At 71.6% G+C, this 26236-nt stretch carries 16 protein-coding genes and 2 pseudogenes; 9 read left to right on the top strand and 9 right to left on the bottom strand.

Annotated elements, in window-relative coordinates:
* Window positions 1–141: 141 nt before the first annotated feature.
* Both ACFOW4_RS24045 and ACFOW4_RS24040 read left to right on the top strand, forming a co-directional pair.
* A complete protein-coding gene (locus tag ACFOW4_RS24045; RefSeq protein WP_377531457.1) occupies window positions 142–2907 on the top strand; it encodes an SseB family protein in 2766 nt (921 codons plus the stop codon).
* On the top strand, window positions 2904–3269 hold the full coding sequence (locus tag ACFOW4_RS24040; protein ID WP_377531455.1) for a hypothetical protein: 366 nt from the start codon (window positions 2904–2906) through the stop codon (window positions 3267–3269). Before ACFOW4_RS24045 ends, ACFOW4_RS24040 begins: the two co-directional genes overlap by 4 nt.
* 15 nt (window positions 3270–3284) lie before the next feature.
* Here ACFOW4_RS24040 and ACFOW4_RS24035 read toward each other — a convergent pair whose 3' ends face one another.
* The 6 genes from ACFOW4_RS24035 to acs all read right to left on the bottom strand — a co-directional run bounded on the left by ACFOW4_RS24035 (window position 3285) and on the right by acs (window position 15483).
* A complete protein-coding gene (locus ACFOW4_RS24035) occupies window positions 3285–4217 on the bottom strand; it encodes an alpha/beta fold hydrolase (RefSeq protein ID WP_377531453.1) in 933 nt (310 codons plus the stop codon).
* Between the two features lie 168 nt (window positions 4218–4385).
* Complete coding sequence (locus tag ACFOW4_RS24030) at window positions 4386–4883, bottom strand: hypothetical protein (protein ID WP_377531450.1); 498 nt, start codon at window positions 4881–4883, stop codon at window positions 4386–4388.
* Between the two features lie 106 nt (window positions 4884–4989).
* Window positions 4990–7434: an immune inhibitor A domain-containing protein gene (locus tag ACFOW4_RS24025; protein WP_377531737.1), complete on the bottom strand. Its 2445-nt coding sequence runs from the start codon at window positions 7432–7434 to the stop codon at window positions 4990–4992.
* Window positions 7435–7755: 321 nt separating this feature from the next.
* Window positions 7756–10062, bottom strand: coding sequence for an immune inhibitor A domain-containing protein (locus ACFOW4_RS24020; RefSeq protein ID WP_377531448.1), 2307 nt, complete (start codon window positions 10060–10062; stop codon window positions 7756–7758).
* A 376-nt stretch (window positions 10063–10438) separates the two neighbouring features.
* The gene (locus ACFOW4_RS24015; RefSeq protein WP_377531446.1) at window positions 10439–13252 is read right to left on the bottom strand and encodes an immune inhibitor A domain-containing protein; all 2814 of its coding nucleotides are present in this window, start codon (window positions 13250–13252) and stop codon (window positions 10439–10441) included.
* Window positions 13253–13518: 266 nt separating this feature from the next.
* Window positions 13519–15483 (bottom strand): acetate--CoA ligase, encoded by a 1965-nt coding sequence (acs, locus tag ACFOW4_RS24010; RefSeq protein ID WP_377531444.1) that lies wholly within the window; start codon window positions 15481–15483, stop codon window positions 13519–13521.
* Between the two features lie 344 nt (window positions 15484–15827).
* Between acs and ACFOW4_RS24005 the strand changes: the two genes are divergently transcribed.
* Entirely contained in the window at window positions 15828–16574 is a 747-nt protein-coding gene (locus tag ACFOW4_RS24005; protein ID WP_377531441.1) for an oxidoreductase, read from the top strand.
* A gap of 17 nt (window positions 16575–16591) precedes the next feature.
* Here the strand turns inward: ACFOW4_RS24005 and ACFOW4_RS24000 are convergent, their stop codons facing one another.
* The 3 genes from ACFOW4_RS24000 to ACFOW4_RS23990 all read right to left on the bottom strand — a co-directional run bounded on the left by ACFOW4_RS24000 (window position 16592) and on the right by ACFOW4_RS23990 (window position 19404).
* Window positions 16592–17395 (bottom strand): HAD family hydrolase, encoded by an 804-nt coding sequence (locus tag ACFOW4_RS24000; RefSeq protein ID WP_377531439.1) that lies wholly within the window; start codon window positions 17393–17395, stop codon window positions 16592–16594.
* 352 nt (window positions 17396–17747) lie between these two features.
* Window positions 17748–18365 carry a tyrosine-type recombinase/integrase gene (locus ACFOW4_RS23995; RefSeq protein ID WP_377531438.1) on the bottom strand — a complete coding sequence of 206 codons (618 nt, stop codon included), beginning with the start codon at window positions 18363–18365 and terminating at the stop codon, window positions 17748–17750.
* A 628-nt stretch (window positions 18366–18993) separates the two neighbouring features.
* On the bottom strand, window positions 18994–19404 hold the full coding sequence (locus ACFOW4_RS23990; protein WP_377531436.1) for a YybH family protein: 411 nt from the start codon (window positions 19402–19404) through the stop codon (window positions 18994–18996).
* Between the two features lie 880 nt (window positions 19405–20284).
* On the opposite strand from ACFOW4_RS23990, the gene ACFOW4_RS23985 reads away from it, so the two are divergent.
* The 6 genes and pseudogenes from ACFOW4_RS23985 (at window position 20285) to ACFOW4_RS23960 (ending at window position 26224) form a co-directional block, all read left to right on the top strand.
* Window positions 20285–20836, top strand: a complete 552-nt coding sequence (locus tag ACFOW4_RS23985; RefSeq protein ID WP_377531434.1) for an RNA polymerase sigma factor — start codon at window positions 20285–20287, stop codon at window positions 20834–20836.
* The gene (locus ACFOW4_RS23980; protein ID WP_377531433.1) at window positions 20836–21825 is read left to right on the top strand and encodes a CU044_5270 family protein; all 990 of its coding nucleotides are present in this window, start codon (window positions 20836–20838) and stop codon (window positions 21823–21825) included. Before ACFOW4_RS23985 ends, ACFOW4_RS23980 begins: the two co-directional genes overlap by 1 nt.
* A gap of 233 nt (window positions 21826–22058) precedes the next feature.
* A pseudogene (gene ssd, locus ACFOW4_RS23975) lies at window positions 22059–23162 on the top strand (septum site-determining protein Ssd).
* Window positions 23159–24370: a TadA family conjugal transfer-associated ATPase gene (locus tag ACFOW4_RS23970; RefSeq protein WP_377531431.1), complete on the top strand. Its 1212-nt coding sequence runs from the start codon at window positions 23159–23161 to the stop codon at window positions 24368–24370. The pseudogene ssd and the gene ACFOW4_RS23970 overlap by 4 nt, the downstream one beginning before the upstream one ends.
* A pseudogene (locus ACFOW4_RS23965) lies at window positions 24367–25538 on the top strand (hypothetical protein). Before ACFOW4_RS23970 ends, ACFOW4_RS23965 begins: the two are co-directional and overlap by 4 nt.
* Complete coding sequence (locus ACFOW4_RS23960; protein ID WP_377531428.1) at window positions 25538–26224, top strand: type II secretion system F family protein; 687 nt, start codon at window positions 25538–25540, stop codon at window positions 26222–26224. Before ACFOW4_RS23965 ends, ACFOW4_RS23960 begins: the two are co-directional and overlap by 1 nt.
* Window positions 26225–26236: the final 12 nt, after the last annotated feature.

Genomic DNA, 26236 nt, shown 5'->3' with positions numbered 1-26236 from the left:
GTATCGTGTCGACTCCGGAACGGGATGTTATCGCCTGGGCGACGATCCGGCGCACCGCCGCCGGCCAGCCATTGTGATCTTGTTACCACCTTGTAGGTTGTACGCGATACCTGTGGCCTGTTCTCGGGAGGAGAGGTGGCCGTGACCGAATGGGAGCCGGCCACGGAGGCCGAGGTGGCGATGCGGGACGCCCTGCACGCCAACGACCAGGAGCTGTACTTCCGCGTCCTGGCCCGCACCGACCTGCTGCTGCCGGTGTCCACGCCGGCGGTGGCCGGCCAGCCCGCACCGGGCTGGGGCACCTGGACCACCGGCGGCCGTACCCATGTGCTGGCGTTCACCTCCGCCGCCGCGCTGCGGGCCTGCCTCGGCGACCACGCCGGGACCAACCGGCGCGTCCCGTTCACCGACCTCGCTGCCGGTTGGCCCAACCACGAGTGGTGGCTCGCGGTGAACCCCGGGCTGTCCGTCGAGGGATACCTGCCGGCCTGGTTCGTCTCCCAGCTGTCCCGGGGCGATGTCCGGTTGCCCGGTCGCACCATGGGCGCCCGCGCCCGGCTGGAGCGGGCGGAGACCCTGGCCCGGTCGCGCGCCGGCGGGACCGGTCGCGACTCCGGCACCCCGTCGACGCCGGTGCCGTCCGATCCGGCGGCGACCCTGCCCGGGCGACGGTCGCTGCGCGGTGCGGTGCCCAGCGCCCTGGACGGTGGCACCGTGCCGGGGCCCGAGGCCACGTCGCCTTCCACGAGCGCCCGCAGTGAGCCACCCCGCCGGCCCGGCGGAGACGACATGCCCGCGGCGGGCCGGCGGCAGTCGACCGAAGCGGCCCCATCGGTCCAGAACACGGCACCCGTCGCACCGTCCCGCTTCGGTGCCGCCACCCCGGTCGACCGCTCCGGCGCCGGCTTCGCCCCCGCGAGCGGGAACCGGCCCGCGGACGGTTCCGCGAACCCGTCCGCCGGCAACGGCGGCGACGTGGGCGGCCGGCGGTCCTTCTTCGAGCCGGCGTCCGGTCCCAGCCCGTCCCGGTTCGGCGAGCGGGCGGCTCCGCCGTCCCGGTTCGGCCTGGGCAGTCAGCCCTTCCCCCGCCGCCGTCCGGCCGACGCGCCGGCCGGTGGGACACCGCCCCGACCCTTTCCGACGCAGACCGGTGACCCGGACGCCACCCGTCCGCTGCGGCCGTCGACCGTCCCGCCAAGTCCGTCCGGCGCGGTACGGGCGCCGGCGCCGGGCACCGAGACCACCCAACCCCTTCCGCCCCGCCGACCAGATCCGCTGGCCGAGGAGCCCACCCGGGCCTTCCGGGTGCCCGGTCCCGCTGCCGCCGGGCCGGCCCGGGCCGGCCGGTCCGACGCGGACGAGGAGCGGACGCAGCCGATCCTCCGCGATCGTCCGGCCACGAGCGGTCGGTACGAGCCGGAACCCGTCGATGACCTGCCGGCCTCCATCGCGGAGCCGGTCTCCGGGCCGCCGGCACCGCGGCGCGGTTTCACCCCCATCGTCATCGAGGGCACGATCGTCGAGTCACGTGACCTCGTCGACCCGCACCCCAGCCCCGGCCCGGCTCCCTGGTCGACCGCGGCGACCGCCGCCTCCAGCCCGACCGTCGACACCGACCGTCCGAGCGGTCCGGCGCCGTCCGGCTCGGGCTTCGGAGAGGACCCGGGCCGCCGCTCGGCCGGTCCGGCCGACCGGGACCGTCCGGCGTCGTCGCCCACGAACGGTGTGCCGCCCGGCGGCCCCGGACCGAGGGTGCCCGCCGGGGACGACATCGACGCCAACGATGCCATTCCGACCGATGCGGGCCCGAGCGGGGCCGGCCAGCGGGAGGCCGGGCCGAGCGGGGCCGGTACCGGCGAGGCGGGCCGCAACGGGACCGACGAGGGCGGGCGACCGGCCGAGGCCGACGTGCCCGCCGCCGGGCCGGCGCCGACGGACTTCCAGCCGGCCAACACCGTCGAGGAGGACCTGCTCGGCGCGGCCGGCAGCGGCAGCACCGATACCTTCCTGTCCACCCTGCTGCTGGCCCGGGTGCTGCTGCCGGCCGCGCCGGAGTCCGTACGCGGCAGCCGACCCGGTGAGCCGGGCTTCGTCTGGCGTACCGCGCAGTTGGACGGCGAGACGTACGTGGTGGTCTACACCTCGCCGGAACGCCTGGCCGACCACGTCGACTCCGAGGTGGACACGGTCCGGGTGAAGTTCGCCCAGCTGATCCGGCGCTGGCCGGACGAGGACTGGTCGTTCGCCGTCAATCCGGGCACTCCGGTGGGCGCCAAGCTGCCCGGTGAGCAGATCGTCGCGCTCGCCAACTGGGCGGCCGAGGTGGGGCTCGGCGACGACCTGGAGACCGAGCCGGAGGAGCCGCCGGCCGCGGCGGAGCCGACCGCCCGCCCCCGGTACGCTCCGGCGGCGGTCGATCCGGCCCGCCCGACCGTGATGCAGAAGGCCGTCGCGCCCAGCCAGCTCGCCTACTACCTGGACCGGGGTTACGACCGGGTCTCCGGCTTCGTGCACCGGGCCGGCGAGTTGGCCCACCTGACCACCCCGGCCCAACTGCACGAGGCGCTGGGCCTCAGCTACCCGGACTCGCCGTTCTCCCGTGACGCCGAGGAGATCTACGTGCTGCGCTGGCCCGCGCACCGGCCGAGCCTCTACCGCATCCCCTACGGCGGTCAGAACGAGGCCGCGATGCGGGCCATGGAGGGCTGGGTGATCGAGCGTCCACCGTTCCGGGGCAACGGGTTCGCCCCGGGGGAGAGCAGCGACGTGGTGGCCGAGTTCAAGGTGGACAGCGCCCGGCTGCCGCACGGCGCGCAGCTCTGGCGGATCGGTGGGGACGGCTCCGAGCGGGTGGTCGCCGTGCTCGACACGGACGCGCTGGTCTGGCGACGGACGGGTGAGGCGTGATGCGCGACGGCTACGTGGCCCGCTGGCGGGGCCGGGAGTACCAGGCCAGCCCCGACGGCGACGACGTGCGGCTCTACCAGCCGGAGCCCGGCGAGGGCTTCGAGGAGGTGCGCACCGGCCGGTACGTGCGGGTGGTGCCGGCCAGCGAGGTGGAGGACCTGGCGTACGTGCGGACCACCTGCACCTGGAAGGGGCAGCCGTTCATCGTGCTCGGCGAGCACGACGGCTGGCTGCGGGTGGAGTACACCGGGGGGCGGTGGCCCGTCGCCCAGGCGATGCGGCTGGAGGTCTTCGAATTCGGCGTCTACCAGGGCTGGGCGCCCGCCGCCGAGGTCAGCGACCTGCGCGAGCAGCGCGTCTGACCGGGGCGGGCGAGATCAGGACTTCGCCCAGCGCAGGATCTCTCCGAGCACCAGCTCCGGTGCCTCCACGTGCGGGAAGTGCCCCACCTCGTCGAGCAGCCGCCACTCGTACGGGGCCACGACGTACCGGCCCGAGCCCTGGGCGGTACGCGGCAGGGAGGCGACGTCCAGCGCGCCGTGCAACTGCAGGGTCGGGGTGACCAGCGGCTTCTGCATCAGCCGGACGAACCGGTAGCCGTGCAGCCGCAGCACCGAGCGGAACGCCCACCGGTAGCCCTCCAGCGCACAGAAGGCGGCCTGCGGGATGCGCATCGCCTCCCGGCACCGCTCGGCGTACGCCGCGAAGGTCGGCCCGTTCACCCAGCGTGGCCCGCCCCAGCGGCGCAGCATCTGCTCCACCGCGGCGGCACCGTCCCGGGTCAGCACGTGCTCGTACCGGGGGAGCTGGAACTTCAGCGCGGGCGTGGAGGCGGCGAACTGCCCGCGTGGGTCGGCGAAGAGCGCGGCGCGCAACCGCAGCGGGTGCGGCGCCCCGAGCACCACCAGCCGGCGCACCAGGGACGGGTGGAAGGACGCCACCGTCCAGCCGATCAGGCCACCTGCTCCGGCCCCGACAATCGTCGCCGACCGTTCCCCGAGCGCGCGGATCAGGCCGGCCATGTCGGCGGCGAGGGTGTAGCCGTCGTACCCCCGGGGTGGTTTGTCGCTCGCGCCGTAGCCGCGCAGGTCGACCGCGACCGCCCGGAACCCGGCGTCGGCCACGGCCGGCAGCATCTCGTGCCACGCCCACCAGTGCTCGGGGAAGCCGTGCAGGAAGAGCACCATCGGGCCGGTGCCGGCCTCGACCACGTGGAACCGGCTGCCGTTGGCGCCGACGAAGCGGTGCGTCCACGGCCCCTCGGTGAGGACGCAGGACTCGTCGACGGCCCCGCCGCGCTGGTCGGTCATGGCTGACAGCCTAGGACCCCGTCTGGAACCGGCCGTATCGCCGACCCGGTGGGTGCCCGCGCGGGCCGACGACCGGGCCGGACGGCGGCCGACGACCGGTCCGGCCAGGGCCCGACGGTGTCGGCCGCACAGCGGGCGACGACTGGGCCGGGAGCGCGGGGTGGCGGGTCAGCGGACGGCGTCGATGGTGACGATGGTGGCCGGGGTGCCCGCGCCGCAGTCGACCTTCGGGTCCGCCGGCCCGATGGTCACCCGGACGGTCGTGCCGTCGGCGAAGGCGCCCTTGCCGGGCCCGTGCAGCGCGTACTGGCGGCCGTCGTCGGTGACCAGGCCGTAGCAGGGGCCGTCTCCGCCCCGGGTGATCCGGCCGGCCAGCACGTTGGCCTTGCGCGCGTCGGTCGGGTTGCGGGGCGGTCCGGTCGGCGGGCCCAGCGTGGGCAGCGGAGTCCGGGAGCGCGCCGGACGGCCGGCGGGGGACGACGGCGTCGGGTCGGTCGGCCCGGTCGGTGCGACCGCGGCAGAGGGTGCCGGGTCGGACGGGGTACCGGACGGGGTGGGCTCGGCGGACACGGCGTCTCCTCCGTCGCGGGCTCCGGCGCAGCCGGCGAGCGCCAGCAGGGCGGCCAGGCCGGCGCCGGTCAGGGTGGTGCGGGTTCGCGGGTGCACGGGTGATCGGACGCGCGCGGCGGCGTCCGAGTTCCCACAACGGGCGATGCCCGGGCAGGTGACCTGCCCGGGCATCGCCGTGGTGCGGTGTGGCGCGATCCGAGGATCAGTTGAAGCGGACGGTGGTGAAGATGCCGTCCTTCTTCACGACCCGGATCTTGGTGCCGGTGGCGGGGAGCTTGACGCCGTGGTTCGGCAGCTCCGGGAACCAGTACTGCTGGGTATCGTCGAACAGCGGCTGCGCAGCCTGGCCGCGGATGTACTGCGGCTCGCTGTTGAGGTGCAGCGTGAACGAGTCGGCCTTCTTGAGGCTGAACGGCGCGTCGTAGACCTGGACGCGGGCCCGCCAGGGGGCACCGGTCAGGTTGTAGATCGGCCGCGGGTGCGCATCGATGATCATGTTCCGACCCTCACCCGGGTGCGCGAACGTGTCGTTGTCCGTCCACCGCAGGTTCCAGTAGGAGATCAGCAGACCCTCCTGGTACGCGTAGTGGTCCACGTAGTCCGGGCGGGTGTTCGCGTAGCCGAAGAAGTACGGGCCGGTCTTCAGATACTTGTCGTACGAGATGTACTGCCGGGTGCCGGCGATGTAGTAGTTGCGGAACTTGCGCTTGTAGGTCTCCGCGGCGATCTCGAAGCCACCCGCGAGGGTCCAGCCGTTGGCGCCGGCCTCGGCACCGTCGGAGAACACGACCTGACCGTCGGCGGTCACGGTGAGCGCGTCACCGTAGAAGCCGCCCCGGGACAGGCCGCCGTCGGTCTGGTAGCGCAGCCGGAACTGCACGACCTTGCCCGCCGCCACGTTCATCGGGATGTTGATGTCGACCCACTTGTTGTTGCTGGAGCCGTCCAGGGCGAAGCGCCCGGGGGAGATCTCCTTCAGCGGCTGGCCGTTGACGGTACCGGGCAGGGTCACCCAGGTCTTGCCGCCGTCCAGCGACGCCTCGAAGAACAGGTAGTCGAACCCGGTCTCGATGTTGTAGCGGCCCTTCATGGTCAGGGCGGCCGACGACTTCCCGGTCAGGTCCAGCGTCCGGGTCATCGTGCTGTTCAGGTCGTCCTGGTTGCCGGAGAAGAACTGCTTGGTGCCCTCGAACGGCGCGCCGTTGGAGAAGGAGTACTCACGTTCGGGGAGCACGACGACCGCGCCCTGGGCCTCCGGCGAGTTGTACTCCTGCGGGCCGAGCTTCAGCGTGCGCTGCTGCCCCGCAGCGACCACCTCGTAGTCGAGCCAGCCGAGCTGGAGCTTGTTCCACGCGCCGAGGTCGCCACCGCGCTCACCGATGCCACCGTCGTTCTTGGCACCGAGCCGGCTCTGGGCCATCAGGGTCCAGTGCTCGTTGTTGTTGTCGCCACCACTGATGACGTTGTAGTCGTCCGGCAGACCGAGGTCGTGGCCGTACTCGTGGTAGAAGACGCTGCGGCCGCCGTTCTCCGGCTGGATGGTGTAGTCACCGATCCACACGCCGGTGGTGCCGATCTGGGTGCCGCCGGCCGGGAAGTTCGCCGGGCCGGTGTTGCCCTGGTCGGACGCGTAGGCGTACCAGCGGTGGCTCCAGATGGCGTCCTCACCCTGGTACGGGTCACCGTCGGCCTGGTCACCGCCGGAGTGGACGATCTGGAAGTGGTCGATGTAGCCGTCCGACTCGTTGAAGTCGCCGTCGCCGTCGAAGTCGTACCGGTCGTACTCGTCCATCGACTTGACGTCGGCGGCGATCTGCGCCTCGGTGCGGCCGGCGGCCTTCTGGTCCTCGACCCACTGGTTGGCGGCGTCGCGGACCAGATCCCAGGTGTTGCTGCAGACGTTGCTGTCGCAGACCGCCGGGTCGTCATTCGGGTTCGGCGGGTCGTTCGGGTTCGGGTCCGGCACCGGGTCGTCCGACCGGCCGTAGCGGGCCTCGTTGTACTTGACCTTGACCCAGTCGGTGACCTCACCCTCGACGCTGTAGCGACCCGAGGACTGGGCCTCGTAGTACTGCTTCAGCGACTCGTCACCGGGGTTGGTGCCGAAGTAGAGCTGCCGGTAGTGGTCGGCGTTGAAGTCCGGCTGCCAGACGGTGGAGTTGTCCACCGCCCGGTTGGGGGCCGGGATCTCGTTGTGCAGCGGCCCGTCGAACCGGGTCGGCCCCGCGGTGTTGGGGTCGGTGTCCTTGTCCGGGAAATCCGGGTGCCGCTCGTTACCGAACTCGGCGAGAATCACGAAGATCTTGTCGGTCCGCTCGCGGGAGAGCTCGACGTACTGGTCCTCCGTCTGGGCCGCGCCCACCCCGGTGGTGCGGGCGGTGGCCCCGTCGGCCTGGGTCTTGCCCACCTTGACGACCGTGCTGCCGTTGATCTTCTGTGCCTTGGACTTGCCGGAGAGGACCTCGCTGAGGCCCTCCTGGCGCAGAGCGCGCCGCTTGTCCTCGAGCGGGTTCGGCAGGTCGTGGTCGGCTTGGGCGGGCTCGGCGACCGACGGGGCGGCCGTCGGCAACTTCGGCTGCGGCGCGGCGCTGGCGGACGGTCCGAACGCCAGCCCCGTCGCCGTCAGCGAAAGCCCGAGCAGACCCACTGCGACTTTGCGCACGTGGTACCTCCGGTGTGAGGGAACCGGCCCAACGGGGGTACGGGCCGGTGATACATCGATCCCACTAGTGGGACCAATGGTGAACATAGACACTGGCGGGACGGGTGGGAAGACGCGCGCGTCGATTTGTTGCAAGATTTTGTTGGGGATGCTTTTCACCGTCACATACCGCCGCTTCAGCAGCGATCCTGACCACGATGGACCGTATGGCGAGCTTTGCCAGTGACGGTTCTCGATCAGTTTGATCAGCATACGACGATGGGGCCGGAGGCTTTACCGCCTCCGGCCCCACCGATAACTCTGTTGTCAGTTGCTGATCCGCACGACCATCTCGTCGGTCGGAGCGGTGCCCTGCTTGAGGATCTCAATCTTGGTGCCGGTACCGGCCACCTTCACCGAGTTCCACGGGTTGCTGTTGTTCCAGTACTTGTTGGTCCCGCTGTCGGTGAAGAGCGGGTTCGGAGCGAGCGACGGGACCGTGACCGGCACACCATTCAGGTGGAAGGTCTGGGCCGGCTTCGCGTACCGGCTGAACGTGGCGTCGTAGCCGTTACGCCGGTTGGTGAGGGTGCCCTGGCCGTCGACCTTGATCTGACCCGGCCGGACGTCGACCGGCAGGTTCAGACCGTACCCCGGGTGCTCCGAGGTGTTGTTGTCGCCGTAGGCGTAGTTCACGTACCAGACCAGCATGCCGGGCTGGTTCGAGTACCGCTCCACCCAGTTCGGCCGGATGTTGGTGAAGCCGTAGTTGTACCCGCCGGTCCGCAGGGTGTCGTCGTAGCCGACGTAGCTGCGGTTCTCCGCGATGTAGAAGCGGGGGTACGAGTCGGTCACCGAGCCGCCCATCCGGGTGAAGCCCTTGGCGGTCCACTCCGCGGCGAGGGTCTCCGCGTCGTCGGTCCAGGCGGTGGTGCCGCCCTTGACCAGCGAGACGTTGTCCAGGAACGCGCCGGCGAGGTGTACGCCGCCGTCGCTCTGGTAGCGGTACCGGAACTGCACGGTCTGCCCGGCGTACGCGGACAGGTCGTAGGTCAGGTCCACCCAGGTGCCGCTGCTGGAGCCGTCCACCCCGGTCTCACCGGCGTCGACCAGCGAGTTGGTCAGCGGGGCCCAGCTGGCACCGCCGTTGGTGGACACCTCGGCGTAGAGGTAGTCGTAGTCCTCTTCGATGTCGTACCAGGCCTTTGCGGTGATCGACGCGGACGTCGTCCCGGTGAGGTCCAGCTGACGCGTCAGCGTGGTGTTCAGGTCGTCGGCGCTGCCGCCCCACCACTCGTTGGAGCCGCCGTACGGCGTGTTGTAGCTGGTGGTCTGGTTCTGCGACGGCAGGTTGACGACCACCGCCTGGGCCTTGGGCCCGTCGCTGTCGCCCGCCGGGCCGAGGTGCACGTCGGTGGTGCCCTTGCCGTACTCGACGGTCGAGTGGTTCAGCCAGCCGAGGAACAGCTTCGACCACGGGTCCATGTAGCCCGGGGCCGAGCCGATGTCGTCGGTGCCGTGGCTCAGCCACGATCCGGAGGACATCAGGCTCCAGAAGCCCACGCCGTTGTCGCCGCCGACCGTGTCGTACAGGTCCGGCAGGCCGAGGTCGTGGCCGTACTCGTGGGCGAACACGCCCAGACCACCGTTCTCCGGCTCCGTGGTGTAGTCGCGGATCCACATGCCGGTGTCACCGATCTGCACGCCACCGGCCTTGTTCGCCGCCGGGCCGGCGCTGCCGGCCAGGTTGGGGAACGCCGCCCAGCGGTGCGACCAGATGGCGTCCGCGCCCTCGGCGCCGCCGCCGGCCTCCTCGCCCTCGCCCGCGTGCACCGCCTGGAAGTGGTCGATGTACCCGTCGGGCTCGTTGAAGTCGCCGTCGCCGTCGAAGTCGTAACGGTCCCAGACGTCGAACTGGCTCAGGTACTGCTTGATCTGCTCCGGGGTCTTGCCCGCGGCGATCTGGGAGTCGTACCAGGACTTGGCGCTGTCCTTGACGAAGTTCCAGGAGCCGTCGCTCTCCGGGATCTCGTTGCTGCCGTACCGGGCCTCGTTGAACGGCACGGTCACCCAGTCGGTGACGTCGCCGCCGACGGTGTAGCGGCCGCCGGACTGCTTCAGGTAGAAGTCCCGCATCGACTCGCCGGCGCCGTAGAACATCTCCTGGTAGTGCTCCCGGTGGAAGTCGGGGCGCCACAGGGTGCTGTTGTCGTCGCCGGCGCTGCCGTCCCAGTTGCGGTCCGGCTGCGCGATCTGGTTGACCACCGGGCCGGCCGCGCCGCCGGTGCGGGGGTCGGTCTGCGTGCCGAAGTTGACCAGCATCGTGAAGATGGGGTCGGTCTTCGCCGGCTGCTGGTACTCGACGAACAGGTCGTCCTTGACCTGGATGACCTTCGAGCCGTTGCGCGTCTGGAGCTTGGCCTTGCCGGCGAGCAGGTCGGCGATGGCCTGCTTCCGGACCTCCCGCTGCTGATCCGCCTTCGGATCGGGGAGGTTGTCCCTGCCCTGCTTCGCCTTGTCGGAACCGGGGGTCGGGCCTGCCGCTGGGGCGCCGGAGGCCGGCGTCGCCACGACTCCCGCCGCCAGCAGCGCGGCCGTGGCGGTGGCCAGACCGGCTGTGACTCGTCTCCTCAAAGGTCTCCTCCTTTGTGGACCTGTTACATGACAGGCGGCATCGAAGCCGTGACTGTCATGAGATGCGTCACTCACCCTGACAGGGGTCGGGCCGGTTGTCACGGGGCAATCAGGCCGGGGGCAGGGGGGATTCGAGCGTTTTTGCCCCGGCAAATCGGGACTAAGTATTCGTAGCCTCAGGCTACTATTTACATCACGTTTCAGCCACGATCATCTGCTGGAACCGGGATTATGAGGTCCCCGAAACGTGAGCGTCCGGGCCGGCGGAAGTGTCACGCGGCGAGCCGGTTTGCCCCGGACGCGGAACGGCCCGCCCGGAGCGGGAAGCTCCGGACGGGCCGCCGGTCGAACCGTGTACGGGCGAAACCCGCTCGGGTCAGTTCGTCGCCGGGGTCACGTAGACCGTGGCGTACGAGTTGTCCTTCGCGGTCTTCTTGATCGTGACGGAGACGCCGTAGGCGACGCCCTGGTCACCGGGGTTGCCGGTGCCCAGCACGATCGCCCCGCCGCCCAGGGTGGCCCCGTAGAACGCCGGGGCCGGCGTGCCGTCGGGGTTGGTCACGCGGGTGGTGTATTTCGCGTTGCCCCGCGACGGGATGACGACGGAGGCGTCGTTGTCCCGGGTGAACGCCGAGCCGTTGCGGATCTCGATGCCCGGGTACCAGCCCTTGGCGTCCGTGAACGCCGGCACCGGAGCCTGGGCCGCGAAGTTGGTGCAGTACTCGCTGTACGGCTCGTTGGCCGCCTCCAGGCACTCCCTGAACGGGAACGTGGAGTTCAGCGAGAAGGCCGCGTTGGACGACTGCGGGCGGCTGGGCAGGTTGTCCAGCACCGACGGGTCCTTGGCGGCCGCCTCGCCCTGGCGGCGCAGCGGATCGTTGTGCGAGTCGACGATCAGCAGCCCGCCCTTGGCCCCGTAGCTGGGCAGCGCGGTCATCTGCGCGGTGACGTGGTTGACGTCGCCGAGCTCGGTGTCCCGGTACCAGACCAGCATGCCCGGGGCGTTGTAGGAGAGCTTGTCGACCTTCCACGCCTCGTGCGAGTAGACCGTGTCGTACGCGTACTTCAGGCCCTTGTCGAAGCCGTCGAAGTTGCGCCACTCGGCCAGGTAGTAGTGCGCCTTGACCTGGGTGCCCGAGTCGACGTGCCAGCCCGCGCCGGTGGTGTCGGTGAAGGTGCCCGGGGCCTGCGTCCAGCCGTTCGCGTCGCCCTCGACGTCGTCGCTCCAGGTGGTGGCCCCACCGCCGGTGACCGAGAAGTCGTCGGCGAACCAACCGCGCTCCACGAACGCCTCGTCCGTGGCGTACCGCAGCCGGACCTGGACGGTCTGCCCGGCGTACGCCGACAGGTCGACGTAGTCGTGCCGCCAGCCGTTGGTGCTGCCGGTCAGGCCGTACTTCTTGGTGGCGGTGCCGCTCAGTTCGCCGAAGTCGACCATCCGGCCGTTCGGGTCGGCGTACCCGTCATTGGTGGTGACGAGCTTGCCGGTGGCGTCGTAGACCTTCTGCTCCGACCAGGTGGTGCCGCCGTTGGTGGAGACCTCGAGGAAGCCGTAGTCCCAGTCCGCCTCGATGACGTAGTTGTTCCACATCCAGAACTTCGCGTCCGCGGCGTTCGGGACAGTCACCGTGCGGCTCAGCTTGGCGTCCGCCCAGTCCTGGTCGGCGCCGGAGTACCACATGTTGGCGCCGCTGTGCGGCTCCGCCAGGGTGATCACCTTGTTCGGAAGGTTGATCTTGATGCCGTCCTTGGTGCCGACCGGGGTGTTGGAGGTCTGGCCCAGCTGCACCGACCGCGGGTCCTCACCCGGGTTGACCTGCAGCGGGTCAGCCCAGCCGAGTACCCACTTGTCCCAGATGCCCATGTGGGTGGGGAGCGCCTGGAAGATCTCGCCGGAGTGCGAGCCGGAGGCCATGAGGTCCCAGAAGTCCACGTCCGAGTCGGCGTTGCCGGAGGTGTCGTAGAGGTCCGGCAGGCCGAGGTCGTGGCCGAACTCGTGGGCGAAGACACCGACGCCGGCGTCCTCCGGCTGGACGATGTAGTTCGCCACCTTGAGGTTCGTGCCGGGGATCCGGTAGTCGTCGTTGGTGACCGTCGAGGAGTGCGCCCAGACCGAGTAGACGCCCACGTCGCCGCCGCCCCGGGACTTGCCCTGGTTGGCGTGCACCAGCACCAGGTGGTCGATCACGCCGTCCGGCTCGTTGACGTTGCCGTCGCCGTCGGCGTCGTTCTGGTCCTCGATGTCGTAGTCGGCCCACGGGAAGTTCGGGTCCATCTTGGCCAGCGCGTCGATGGCGTCGGTGGCGAGCCGGCCAGCGCCCTGCGGGTTGTCCGGGTGGCCGTTCATCGACTGCTCGCGGCCGGCGACCCAGTTGTTGTTCTCGTCCTTGAAGCAGCGGGAGGCCGCGTACCAGCCCTCCGAGTGCGGCACGGTGATCCACGGGCTGGCCTGCCCGTCGACCGTGTACGCGCCCTTGGACATCTCCAGGTACATGTTGTGCATCGTGCGCCCGGCGATGTCGATCCCCGGCTTGCCGTCCGGCCCGGTCAGGTCCTTGCGGACCCGCTCGGTGATGCCCTCCTTGGTGTAGAGCATCTTGTCGTAGTGCTCGGGCGAGAAGTCCGGCACCCACATCGAGTTGTTGTCCTCGTGCGGCAGGGTGGCGGGGTTGGCGATCGTGTTGTGCTTCGGGCCGTTCTGCACGGTGCCGAGGACACAGCTCCGGTCCTCGAAGACCGTCTTCGGCACGTACACGTTGCTGAAGTCGTCGTTCGCCTTGTCGTTGAACTCCACCAGCAGGGTGAGCAGCTTGGCGGTCTGGGTGCCCTTGGCCTGCTTGATCTCGCGCGGGCTCTTCCCCGTCTTGATCGCCGTGGCCTCCAGCTTGGCCAGTTCGCGCGCCGCCTTCGGGTTGCCGCCGGCGAACTTGCGGTCGTAGGCCCGCGCCGCGTCGACCGGGCTGGTGTAGACCCCGTCCTTGCCCTTGACCTCCTTGCCGGCGGTGTCCGGCTGCACTTCGGGCTCGGCATAGTTGATGTAGAAGTCGTCGGCACCGACCGTTGCTCGGGCGGGGCCGGACTCTTCCGCCGCCGCGCTGCTCGTCACGGTCAGTGACGCGGCAGCGAGGGCGAGGGCGGGCAGCGCGACGAGTAGGCGTCGGCGCGACCCTGGTTGCGGATTTCTGTTCATGCCGCTCCATTTCTCGGGCATGGGGGAGGAGGGAATCGCCGGGCCCATCATCGATGTGATGTCCATCGAACCGTCCCGACCAGCGTGAACCTAAATGAGAAAGGTGATGAACGACAGTGGTGATGCCCGCCTGTGACCGTTCAGCTTCTCTCGGCTCCCCCGACCGACCGATGTGACACCGGGCCCCCGACTCGCTGCCTGCCCGTAAGAAACGACGGAGGGTGGCGGTCCGCGCGGACCGCCACCCTCCGGTTGTACGCCTGCCGTCAGTCCTCGTCCGACTTTCCGCCGCCCATCCCCGAGGAGATCAGCTCCATCACCGACGAGTCCTGCAACGTGGTCACGTCGCCCAGCGACCGGTGCTCGGCGACGTCGCGCAGCAACCGCCGCATGATCTTGCCGGAGCGGGTCTTCGGGAGCTCCGGCACCAGCATGATCTGTCGGGGCTTGGCGATCGGGCCGAGCGTCTTCGCCACGTGGTTGCGCAACTCGGTGATCAGCTTCTCGCCGGCCTCGCCCGCCGTGTCCGTCGTGCCGCGCGGAATGGCGAACGCGACGATGGCCTGCCCGGTGGTCGGGTCGGTGGCGCCGACCACCGCTGCCTCGGCGACCGACGGGTGGGAGACCAGCGCCGACTCCACCTCGGTGGTGGAGATGTTGTGCCCGGACACCAGCATCACGTCGTCGACCCGGCCGAGCAGCCAGATGTGCCCGTCGTCGTCCTTCTTCGCTCCGTCCCCGGCGAAGTACATCCCCTCGAACCGCGACCAGTAGGTCTCGATGAACCGGTTGTCGTCGCCCCAGATGGTGCGCAGCATCGACGGCCACGGCTCGCGCAGCACCAGGTAACCACCGCCGCCGTTGGGCACCGACTGACCCTGGTCGTCGACCACGTCGGCGACGATGCCCGGCAGCGGGGTCATCGCGCTGCCCGGCTTGGCCGCCGTCACCCCCGGCAGTGGAGAGATCATCATCGCGCCGGTCTCGGTCTGCCACCAGGTGTCCACGATGGGCAGCTCACCGCCACCGACGTGCTGCCGGTACCACATCCACGCCTCGGGGTTGATCGGCTCGCCCACGCTGCCCAGCAGCCGCAGCGACGACAGGTCGTGGCCGGCCGGGATGTCCTCGCCCCACTTCATCATGGTGCGGATCAGCGTCGGCGCGGTGTAGAGGATGGTGACCTTGTACTTCTCGACGATGTCCCAGAACCGGCCCCGGTGCGGGGTGTCCGGGGTGCCCTCGTACATCACCTGGGTCGCGCCGTTGGCCAGCGGCCCGTAGACGATGTACGAGTGGCCGGTCACCCAGCCGATGTCGGCGGTGCACCAGTAGACGTCGGTCTCCGGCTTGAGGTCGAAGACCGCGTGCGTCGTGTAGGCCGTCTGGGTCAGGTACCCGCCGGTGGTGTGCAGGATGCCCTTCGGCCGGGCCGTGGTGCCGCTGGTGTAGAGGATGAACAGCGGGTGCTCGGCGTCGAACGGCTGCGCGGCGTGCTCCGCCGACGCCGTCTCCACCATCTCGTGCCACCAGTGGTCCTTCTCCGACCAGGCGACCTCCTCGCCGGTGCGGCGGACCACCAGCACGTGCTCGATCGACGGGCAGTTCGCCACCGCCTCGTCCACGGTCGGCTTCAACGCCGACGGCTTGCCCCGCCGGTAGCCACCGTCCGCGGTGATCACCACCTTGGCGCTAGCGTCCTGGATCCGGTTCGTCAACGCGTCGGCGGAGAAACCACCGAAGACCACGCTGTGCGTCGCGCCGATGCGGGCGCAGGCCAGCATCGCGACCGCCGCCTCCGGGATCATCGGCAGGTAGATCGCCACCCGGTCACCGGCGGTCACCCCGAGGTCGGTCAGCGCGTTCGCCGCCCGGCAGGTCAGCTCGTGCAGGTCCGCGTAGGTCAGCGTGCGGGTGTCACCCGGCTCGCCCTCCCAGTGGATGGCCACCTTGTCACCACGGCCGGCCTCGACGTGCCGGTCCAGACAGTTGTACGCCACGTTGAGCTGCCCGCCCACGAACCACTTCGCGAACGGCGGGTTCGACCAGTCCAACACCTGGTCCCACTGCTTCGACCAGGCCAGCCGCCCGGCCTGCCTGGCCCAGAAGGCCAGCCGGTCGGCCTCGGCCTCCGCGTACGCGTCGACGGTCACGTTGGCGTGCGCGGCGAGTTCGGCCGGCGGAGGGAACTGGCGCGTCTCGTTCAGCAGATTGGCCAATGCCTCGCTCATGCCGCAACTCCTCGTCGCTCGGGTGACCTGGGTCTCGCTGCGCACGAGGGTAGTCGGGGCCTTCCCGCACGGCGACCGCTGCCCGGCCCGTCGCGCCGAGCGGCGCCCGCCGCGCGCCCGACGGCCCCCTGTCGCGGCCCACGCCGTCCCGCTGTCGCTCAACGCCCGTGATCGATACGAGGTCGGGGACATCGGGGTATCCGGGCCGGTGGGACACCGCAACATCGGCGATCTCGTGTCGACGTTGCTCTGATCGGCCCGGGCGCGCTCGGGGCCGGGTGGCCCCGGTCGCCTTGCGGGCGGGTGCGGCCCGGTAGGTCCGGCCGGCTCGCTAGCGTGGCGGGGTGACCACGGACCCGCTCGCCCCACTGCTCGCGCTCGCCGACATCGCCCCCGCCGTCGAGCGGGCCCGCGAGCGGTTCGACCAGGCACTCGGGCACCGTGCGCTGCGTCGGCACGGCGGCCAGGTCGCGGCCGAGGTGAGCCTCCGGTCCGCGGTGGCGAGCGCCGCCCTGGAGGGGGCTGCGCACGAACGCGAGGCGGTCCGCGCCGGCACCGTCACCGACCCGGTGCTCCAGGGCGCGCTGCGGGTGGCCGGGGCGCTGCCCGGGCTGAGCGAACTCTGGCCGAAGGCGCCCCGGCAGGCCCTCGCCAAGCTGCACGTCCTCGCCGCACGGGACATCGTCGCGGAGGCCGAGCTGGGTCGCCCGGTGACCGACCCGGTGGTCGCCGCCCGGCTCGACGGGCTGGCCGGGCTGGTCGCCGGCGGCACGAAGGTCTCTCCGCTCGTGCTGGCCGCCGTGGTCCACGGCGAGCTGCTGAACCTGCGTCCGTTCGCCGGGCCGTCCGGCGTGGTGGCCCGGGGCGCCGCCCGGCTGGTGCTGCTCTCCAGCGGCCTCGACCCGCGCGGTCTGCTCGGCGTCGACGTCGGCCACCGCGAGCGGGAGCCGGAGTACGTGGGCGCGGCCGGCGCCTTCGCCACCGGCACCCCCGACGGCCTACGGTCCTGGCTGCGCCACTACATGTCGGCCATGGAGGTGGGTGCCGACCAGCTCACCACGATCGGCGACGACATCCTCGCCGCCTCCTGACCCCGGCCCAGGCCCGCTCAGGCGTTGGCGGCGGCGCGGGTGCGGCGGTGCCGGCCGTACCAGGCGATGCCAATGGCCACCCCGACGCCCACACCCAGGGCCGCCGCCGCGACCGGGACGGCGGGCCGCTCGCGCAGCCGGCGACCCAGCGGGATCGGGTGCCGGAACTCCAGCACCGGCCAGGAGTTCTCCACGGCCAGCCGGCGCAACTGCCGGTCCGGGTTGACCACGCTCGGGTGGCCGACGCACTCCAGCAGCGGACGGTCGCTGTACGAGTCGGAGTAGGCGAACGAGTCGGCCAGGTCGTAGCCCCGGGCGGTGGCCAGCTCGCCGACCGCCTCGACCTTGCTCGGGCCGGCCGCGTAGAACTCGACCTCGCCGCTGTACCGGCCGTCCCGCACCGCCATCCGGGTGGCGATCACGTCGGTCACCCCGAGCAACTCGCCGATCGGGCGGACCATCTCCTCGCCGGAGGCGGAGACCAGCACCACGTCCCGGCCGGCCGCCTGGTGCTCCTCGATCAACGCGGCGGCCTCGGCGTACACGTAGGGGTTGATCAGCTCGTGCAGCGTCTCCGCGACGATCTGGCGGACCTGCTCCACCTGCCAGCCCTTGCAGAGCGCGGCCAGGTAGTCCCGGGTTCGGGCCATGGTCTGCTCGTCGGTGCCGCCCAGCCGGAACATCAGCTGCGCGTACGCCGACTTGACCACGTCACGCCGGGTGATCAGACCGTCCCGGTAGAACGGCCGACCGAACGCCAGGGCGCTCGACTTGGCGATGACGGTCTTGTCCAGATCGAAGAAAGCGGCACTTCGGCCCACGGCGCGAAAGTCTAGCCGGATGGTCTATCGTCGGCGGGTGCCTGGGGTCCGGTAACCCCTCAGACCTGCGGGCCGGCGCCACCACCTCCGCTCATCGTGATCACGCTCACACTCTGCGAGGAGATTTTCGCAGTGAGTGGAGTCAGCACCACTCGACGTGACGGGTCCGCTCAGGCAGACTTGTCCGCACGGACGAGTATTCATATCTCGGACAACACGCAGACCCTCGGCGGTTGCACCCCCCGTGACCGCTGAGTGGTTCGGCTCGACCCCCCCGGAGCCGAACCGTCGACGACCCCCGTCTCCCCCCGACGGGGGTCGTCCCTTTCCGGGGTTAGCGTTGCGGCCCAGGTCACAGGTCGTCCCCGTCCGCATCGAAGGCCCCGTCCGAGGGCATTTCCTCGGTCGGAGGCAGCAAAGAGGCAGCAGACCTGTCGAAGGCAGCCAGGACACGGGCGGCGTAGTCGTCCGGCGTGTGCGTGTACCGGTTGAGCGTCGTGGATGCCTGTTCGTGGCCCATGACCCGCTGCAACAGGATGATCGGAACGCCGTCGGTGACCAGCCAGGTGGCGTAGGCGTGCCGCAGGTCATGGAACCGCATGCCGCCGGCAGCCTTGCCGGCCACGCAGGCGATGGCCTCCCGCTCGGTGGTGAACTCGGCCGACCACTCGACGCCGTCTCGGTCCGGCCAGGTCGCGCGGTACCGGTGCGGGCCGGTGTTGGCGACCTGGCCGAGCAGCCCGGCGCGGACCAGCGAGGGCAGCCAGACTCGACGCCGGAAGTTCGACCGTCGCAGTGGCCGTCCGACCCGGTCGCGGAAGACGAGCGTGCGCGGGTCCGGCTGATCGGCGGCGGTGTGCAGCTCGTGGAATGCGGCCAGGAGGAATCCGGGCAGCGGCACGGTCCGCACCCCGGCGCGACTCTTCGGGTACGGGCGCAGCACGATTCCGCCGTGAGTCTCCTCGGCCACTTGGACCACGCGCAGCGATGCCCGGTCGAGGTCGACTGAGGCCACATCAGCCCGGCGCATTCACCCCAGCGCAGACCGGCACCGGCGGCGGCGGAGACGATCCCCCGGTGCCGAGGTGGGACGGCGGGCAGTAGCCGGCCGAGGAGGTCCTCACGGTTGATCGTGACCGGCTTGACGTCGCGGCAGGCGTCATGACGAGCTGCTGCGGCAGTGGCGTGAGTACCGCGGCGAGATGGAACGCGCCAACGTGCCGTCGAAGCTTGAGGTGGTCGGACGGATTGACGTCGAGGACCAGGGCGACGACCGCGCGGCGGTGACCGCCCGTGGTGCGGCGTGCACGTCCGGGCAGACGCCTGCCGTTGAGCGCTACCGAGCGCGGGCCGGTCCGTTTAGGTCAGTGCGCCAGCACCATATGGGATTCGGTCGTCCGCCCGGGAGGATTCGGGCGTTCAGGTCTAAAATCTCGACCACATGAAGCGCAGTGGGATTACCCAACCGACGGCCCGTTCACGTGAGGCTTGAGCGGGAAACCTAACCTTCCCGTGATACGGGCATTTTCACCACGTGCCGGTGACCGAGGCCAGGCTGAAGAGTGGTCCATCAGCGGGAGCTGCCGTGGCGCACACTGTCAGGCGGGCTGTCGCAGTCGCACCGCCGTCCCAAGAGCATTGTCGATCACGTACCGCCAGCGTCCATCCGCGCCGCGGCGCACGACATCACTTGCCGAGCCTTCGACGTGTACGTGCTCGCCGTCGGGACCTGTGCCATCAATCGACCAATCTAGCACGATCTGGGCGATATCGCCGGCAACGAACACGTGGCGCGCCTTGGCCTTCAGCGGCAAACCGAGACTGAGATCGCGCTCAAGTTCGGCAGAGATCTCGGTGGGATCAGTGAGGGGTCGCCCATCTTTCGCGACGAGCACGACCCCCGGCTCGAACTGGGCCATCATTGCGCTGACCTTGCCGGAGTTAAATCGCTCAACCAGCGACGCGACGACGCCTTCGGGTTCAGTGGCGAGTGGATAGGACTCCGACATTTTACCCTCCGGTTCGTGTTGGTTGAACTGCCGTGCGGCTCAGCGCTCCGCCGTCTACCCAGGTGCCACTGACCCAAACTCAAGGCCGTTTGGTGATAAATGGTTCCGTTTTCGACTGGTGTGGGGTCAGGCGCGGGATGCGAGGATGCTCCTGATAGGAGCATGGATTGACTAGATCAACATGTTCCAGGATGCCGCGGACCGTCAGGGGGGCCGGGCCCGCACTGAGCGCTGGCTACTCAGCCTGCCGACGGTTGGACTCCTGCCGGATCGCCTCCGTTGAGATCCCGCCAGGTGCCAGCCGAGGTCTTCATCATCCGATCAACCATCGAGCGGGCGGATGCTTCGTCCGGGAAGTCGTGCGAGACCTCCTGCCCTCCGTCACCACCGAGGCGGCCACGGACCCGCCAGTGCCGGCCGTCGGAAGTCAGCCAGATGTCGCGCCGGGCCATGCGACCCCAAGCGCCGTTCCACCACCGACCTTGCACCTCCACCACCAGCAGCCTAATCGAACAGACGTACGAACCGGCCGGCTGCCGGCGGAGTTGTTCAAAGTTTCTGTACGTCTTCAAGGCGGCCCGACAAGCGGACCGCACGCGCCGCCGCCGGGGGCGCGCGCCGGCCGCTGCCGCTATCGCTCTGCGGCCGTCACGCCTAACCCCGGCGGCTGGCGCGGAAGGCGGGAAGCCGGGGCCGCCGTAGAACGACAGACCGTTGACCAATGCTGGTGGGCCGGCAGCCGGCTGACCTCGGCCGGCTCGCCCTCCTCAAGATCCGCGCGCCCGGCCCTACCTTCTTTCTTGGTCGTCCTGGGCGGTAATCGACGGGCCGGCGGTGACACAGATCAGGGTGAGAGTCGCCGAAACAGTCAGGAGTTCGGGTGGGTCCACCGGGAAGGCGCGACGAGGGCTGGTTCACGAGCCTCTACGCCGCCGAGTACGCGAACATCGTGAGGTACGGCCTCCGGCGGCTCGCCGACGCCGATGCCTCGGCCGAGCTGGCCCAGGAGGTCTTCGTCATCGCCTGGCGGCGCCGCAAGGAGGTGCCGGACCGCAGCCTGCCCTGGCTGTACGGGGTGGCTCGGCGCCTGCTGGCGAACCAGTGGCGGTCCCGCCGGACCGCTCCCGCCGTACTCCCGATCACCGACGTCGACCTGGTGCGGGCGGGTTCGTCCGGCGCCGACGCGACCGTGGGGGTGACGGACGTCCAGGCCGCTCTGGCCACTCTGCGCGACCTCGACCAGGAGATCCTCCGTCTGATCGGCTGGGAGGAGCTGACCGTCGCCGAGGCGGCCCAGGTCCTCGGCTGTACCCGAGCGACCGCGGCGGTGCGCCTGCATCGTGCTCGCCGTCGTCTCACCGAAGCGATGTCGGACCAGCCCGCCCGGCCGGCGGGGCACGCGGTGCTGGCAAGCCCCCGAAAGGAACTGTGATGGCCGGAGAAGAGCGAACCCGTACCCTCCTCGGCCCGGCCGACCCGGCCCGGCACGCCGCCGTCGCGCCACCCCCAACGTCGGCGCGCGACCTCATCGACCGTGCCGGCGCCACCGAGAGTGCGGCCCGCCGTCGCCCGGTACGCCCGACGCGCCGGCTGGTCCTGACGGCCGGAACGCTGGCGGTCGCCGCCGGCGCGGTGTCGGTCCTCCAGCCGTTCGAGGCCGCGGACACCACCGACGCACCGGGTCTGGTGCTCGAACCGGTCGCCTACCAGTTCCGGACCGACGCGTCGGCGGCCGGCCCGCAGCTGCGTGCCCTGGCCGGCAAGCTCGTCGAGGCGGAGTACGACACCCGCACCGGGCGCTACATGTTCCACCACTCCAGGAAGTGGGGCGACCCGGTGATGACGTCCCCCGACGGCCGGCACCACGTCGGCTTCGTTGGCGAGACGAAGGTGTGGCAGGCCGCGGACGGGACCGGCAACCAGTTGACCAACCAGCTCGCACCGCAGTACCCCGACCAGGAGTCCCGGGACTACTGGCAGCGCCAGTTCGACCGTCCCAGGATCTCCGGCACTTCCGCACCCGACACCATTCCGCTGCCGCCGGAGCCGATCGAGCCGCTGCCGTCCGACCGGTCGGGGCTGCGTGAAGTGCTCAAGGTCGAGTACGGCGGCGGCGCGGCGAGCAAGGAGGTCAGCAGGGTCTACGGGCAGTACGTCGTGCCGCAGCGGACCCGTGCGGAGATCCTGCGAGTCCTCGCCGACGTCCCCGGATTCCTGTGGCGGGGGCAGGTGACCGACCGCGCCGGACGAGAGGGCGTGGCGATCACGTTCGACGACCGCGAACACGCGCAGCAGTCGCTGTTGATCTTCGACCGACGGACGGGGGAACTGCTCGCCCACGAGTCGCTGACGCTGTCACCCGTGCGTCTCGGCGCGTACCAGTTGTTCCTGGAAACCGATTGGAGGGACCGGCCGGAGTGATCCGCCGGCGCGCCACTCGTCCGCCGAGCGGCCCCGGCCGCAGCGCTGGTCACCGGCCACCCGGACGGCCGGATGAGTTCGGCGTCGTGCGGGCCGCGTAGCAGATCAACTGCCGGGGCGGGTGTTGTCCACAGGGGCCAGCGTTATCCACAGGGGGCGGTGGCGGGGCGGCCAGCGGGCCGGATTCCGAGCAGGGTCGGCGGCACACCGGAGCCCGACCGCTGGAGGCCGCGATGCCACCCCGTACCTCCGTTCCGCCGATCCGACGGCTACCGCTGGTCGTCACCGGCGACGACGATCTGCTCGACGATCTGCTCCGTCTCGCCGCCGCCGGCGGCACCGAGGTGGAGCTCGCCGCCGACCCGGCGGCCGCCCGCACCCGCTGGCAACCGGCCCCGCTGGTGCTGCTCGGCGCTGACCAGGCCCAGCCGTGCCTGCGGGCCCGCCTGCCGCACCGGCCCCGGCTGGTGCTGGTCGGGCGTGCCGGTGAACTCGACCCCGGCTGGCAGGTCGCCGAGCTGATCGGCGCCGAGCACGTCGTCACCCTGCCCGCTGCCGAGCCGTGGCTGGTCGACCGGTTCGCGGAGCAGGGGCCGGACGGCCCCACCGGCTCCGGCGCCCGGATCGTCGCTCTGCTCGGTGGGCGTGGCGGTGCCGGGGCGAGCGTGCTGGCCGGTGGGCTCGCCGTGACCGCCGCCCGGTCCCGGCTGCGGACCCTGCTGGTCGACGCCGACCCGCTCGGCGGAGGTCTCGACCTGGTGCTCGGCTGGGAGCAGGTGGAAGGGCTGCGCTGACCGTCGCTCACCGGTGCCGACGGACGGGTCGACGCACCAGCGCTGGTCCAGGCCCTGCCCAGCCGGGGTGATCTGGTGATGCTCTCGTGGGACCGCGGGGACCTGCTGGCGCTGCCCGCGGCGGCGATGGCGGCGACCGTCGATGCTGCCCGCCGCGGCCGTGACTTCGTGGTGATCGACCTGCCCCGGCAGTTGGACGACGCCGCGGTGATCGCGTTGCAGGCGGCCGACCAGGCGTTCGTCGTCGTTCCCGCCGAGCTGCACGCCACCGCGGCCGCCGCCCGGGTGGTGGCCGCGGCCCTCCCGCACTGCGCCGCGCTGTCGGTGGTCGTGCGGGGTCCCGCCCCCGGCCGGCTACGGGCCACCGAGGTGGCGCGGGCACTCGGGCTTCCACTCGCCGGCACGCTCCGGCCGGAGCCGGGGCTCTGCCGCGGCCTGGAACGGGGCGAGGCACCGGCCGCCGCCGGCAAGGGCCCACTCGCCGTCCTCTGCCAGCGCATCGTCACCGACCTCACCGGCGTACCCGCGACGGGTGCGGCATGACCGGCCGGCCGGAGGACGGCGCCCTCTCCGCGCGGGTGCGGCAGCGGATCGCCGCCGCCACCACCCCGGTCACGCCGGCGGCGATCGTCTCCGCGGTACGGGCCGAGCCCACCGCCGCGGTGCTCGGCGACACCGCCGTGCTGCGCATCGCCGATCGCGTGCACGACGACCTCGTCGGCGCCGGGCCCCTCGCCCCGCTGTTGGCCGACCCGGAGGTGACCGACGTGCTGGTCAACGGGACCCGGGTGTGGGTCGACCGGGGTGCGGGCCTGCACCAGGTCGCGGTCCCGATCGATTCGGCGGACGAGGTACGCCGGCTGGCGCAGCGAATGATCTCCACCGCCGGGCGGCGGCTCGACGACGGCTCCCCGTACGCCGACGCCCGGCTCCCCGACGGCACCCGACTGCACGCCGTACTGCCACCGGTGGCTACCGAGGGTCCCTACCTGTCCCTGCGGACCTTCCGGCATCGGCCGTTCACCCTCGACGAGTTGGTGCGGCAGGGGACCGTGCCGCGACCGGTGGCGCCGTTGCTCGCCGCCGTCGTCGCCGCCCGACTGGCGTACCTGGTGATCGGCGGCACCGGCTCGGGGAAGACGACCCTGCTCAACACGTTGCTGGGGCTCGTGCCGGCGACCGAACGGATCGTGCTGGTCGAAGACGCGGCCGAGCTGCGACCCGGGCATCCGCACGTCGTCGGGCTGCAGGCGCGGACCGCCAACGTGGAGGGCTCCGGCGTGGTCGGCCTCGCCGACCTCGTCCGACAGGCCCTGCGGATGCGCCCGGACCGGCTGGTGGTCGGGGACTGCCGGGGCGGCGAGGTCGTCGACCTGCTCGCCGCGCTCAACACCGGCCACGACGGCGGCGCCGGCACCCTGCACGCCAACACCCCGTCGGACGTACCGGCCCGGCTGGAGGCGCTCGGCATGCTCGGCGGGCTACCCCGCGCCGCCCTGCACGCCCAGGTGGCCGCCGCCCTGCAGGTGTTGTTCCAGGTGCGCCGGGGCGATCGGGGCCGGGTGCTGGAGTCGGTCAGCCTGCTGCTGCCCGAAGGTCCGGAACGGCTGGTGACCGTCGTTCCCGCCTGGGTACGCGGCCGAGGGCTGGGGCTCGCCGCTCGCGCCCTCGGCGCCCTGCTGCGGGAACGCGAGGTGCCCGTGCCGCCGATCCTCGCTGAGCCGTGGCCGGGCTCGGCAGGTCCGGCATGACCGGCGGAACGTGGCTGGTGGCATTGTTGCTGCTGGCTGCCGCGGCCCTGGTGGCGTGGCCCCTGCACAGTCTGCGCGCCCGGCGCCGCGCCGTGCTGACGTCGTCCGGTCGTGTGGCCGCCGAGGCCGACGACCCGCTGGTGGACTGGATCACCGAGCTGCGACGCGATCCGGACGGCCCGCCGGAAGCGCTCGGCAGTCCGGTCGGGCGGGTCAGCGGCCCGTCCCGGTCGGCCGGCCCGACGCGCGGTGGACCTGCCGGGCCCCTGGCTGTCGATGATGCGCCGCCGACCGGAGCGGCCGGCCGGGGCACCCCGGCCGGCTGGTCCACCCGGGACAACGCCACCGGCGCACCCTGGCCGTGGCCGACCGGCGGTGCACCCGGACCGACCCGTTCAGCCGGGCCGTCGCGGCCACCGACGCGTCGGGATGGCCGCCGCCCGGCCGCAGCCGCCGCGCCACCGTCAGGGCATCCTGGCCCCGACCAGGTTCGACCACCGGACGTACGACGGCCTCGGGGCGCCGGCGGCGAGGCCAGCACGGCCGACCGTCCGAGGTGGTCCGGCCACCATTCGGTGCGGCCGATGCTGGTCGGGCAGGTCTGGCCGGAGCGGGCGTCGGTGCCGTGCTCGCCGGCCCGGTGGCGGGGGCTGTGCTGGCCGGCTACGGCACGCTGGGCGTGCGTGCTCTGCTGCGCCGGCGGACGAGCCGGTACACCGAGCGGGCGCGGCGGCGCGCACTGGATCAGCTCTGCGGTCTCGCCGCCGACCTGCGGGCGGGGCTGCCCGTACCGTCGGCGGTCGAGGTGACAGCCGACGGGCGGCCCGACGGATCCGAGCGGCTGCGGCGGCTGACCTCGGCCGCGGTACGGCTGGCCGATCGGACCGGCGCGCCGCTGGCGGAGCGGATCGAGGCCGACGCACGGGCGACCGACCGTGGGCTGGCCGCGGCGGCGGCGCAGGCGGCCGGGGCCCGAGCGACCGCCCTGCTGTTGGCGGCACTGCCGATCGGTGGGGTCGGCCTCGGCTACGGCATCGGCGTGGACCCTGTGGCGGTACTCCTGCACACACCGGTCGGCGGGGTCTGCGCGATCCTCGCCGTCGCCCTCCAGGTCGCCGGGCTGCTCTGGGCCGAACGTCTGGGTGCCGCCCCAGGGCGGGTCGGCTGATGTCCCGAACGTTTCCGGAACTCGTTGGTCGGTCGGCACCGGACGGCTCGCGGCTCGACACGGCACACGGCGGTCAGCGGGCCGGCCGGCGGCGACCGGACGCGATCCGGCTCGCCGCCGGGCTCGGCGGCCTCGCGGTGGCCGTCGTCCTCGGCGGTTGGCCCGGTCTGCTCGGTTCGGTGCCGACCGCGCTGCTGCTGGATGTGCTGCTCCGGCGGATCGAGCCGCCGGCTGTCCGGCGCCGACGCTTGCGGGAGGCCGCCGACCTTCCGCTCGCCGCCGACCTGCTGGCTGCGGCGATGCGAGCGGGTGCTCCGGTGGACCGTTCGGTCCTGGCGGTTGCCGAGGCGCTGGACGGACCGCTCGCCGGCCGGCTCAGTCGGGTCGGCCGCACGCTGCTGCTCGGCGGCGGCCCGCAGGAGGCGTGGTCGGCGCTGGACGGAGTGCCGGGTGCGGAGCGGCTGGCCGCCGCCGCTCTCCGCTCCGCCAACAGCGGTGCCGCCCTCGCGGGCGCGTTGACCCGGCTCGCCGACGACCTTCGTGCCGACCGGGCAACCGCCGTCGAAGCGTCGGCCCGCCGGGCGGGCGTGCTCATCGTCCTGCCGCTGGGGCTCTGCTTCCTCCCGGCGTTCATTCTCGCCGGCCTGGTGCCGGTGATCGTCGCCGTCCTCGGCGACGTGCTCTGACAACCCATCGAA

Source organism: Micromonospora sp. GCM10011542 (assembly GCF_042650685.1).
Taxonomy (GTDB): Bacteria; Actinomycetota; Actinomycetes; order Mycobacteriales; family Micromonosporaceae; genus Micromonospora.
Note: the sequence above shows the minus strand (reverse complement) of the source record. Positions and strands in the feature narration are given on the sequence as shown.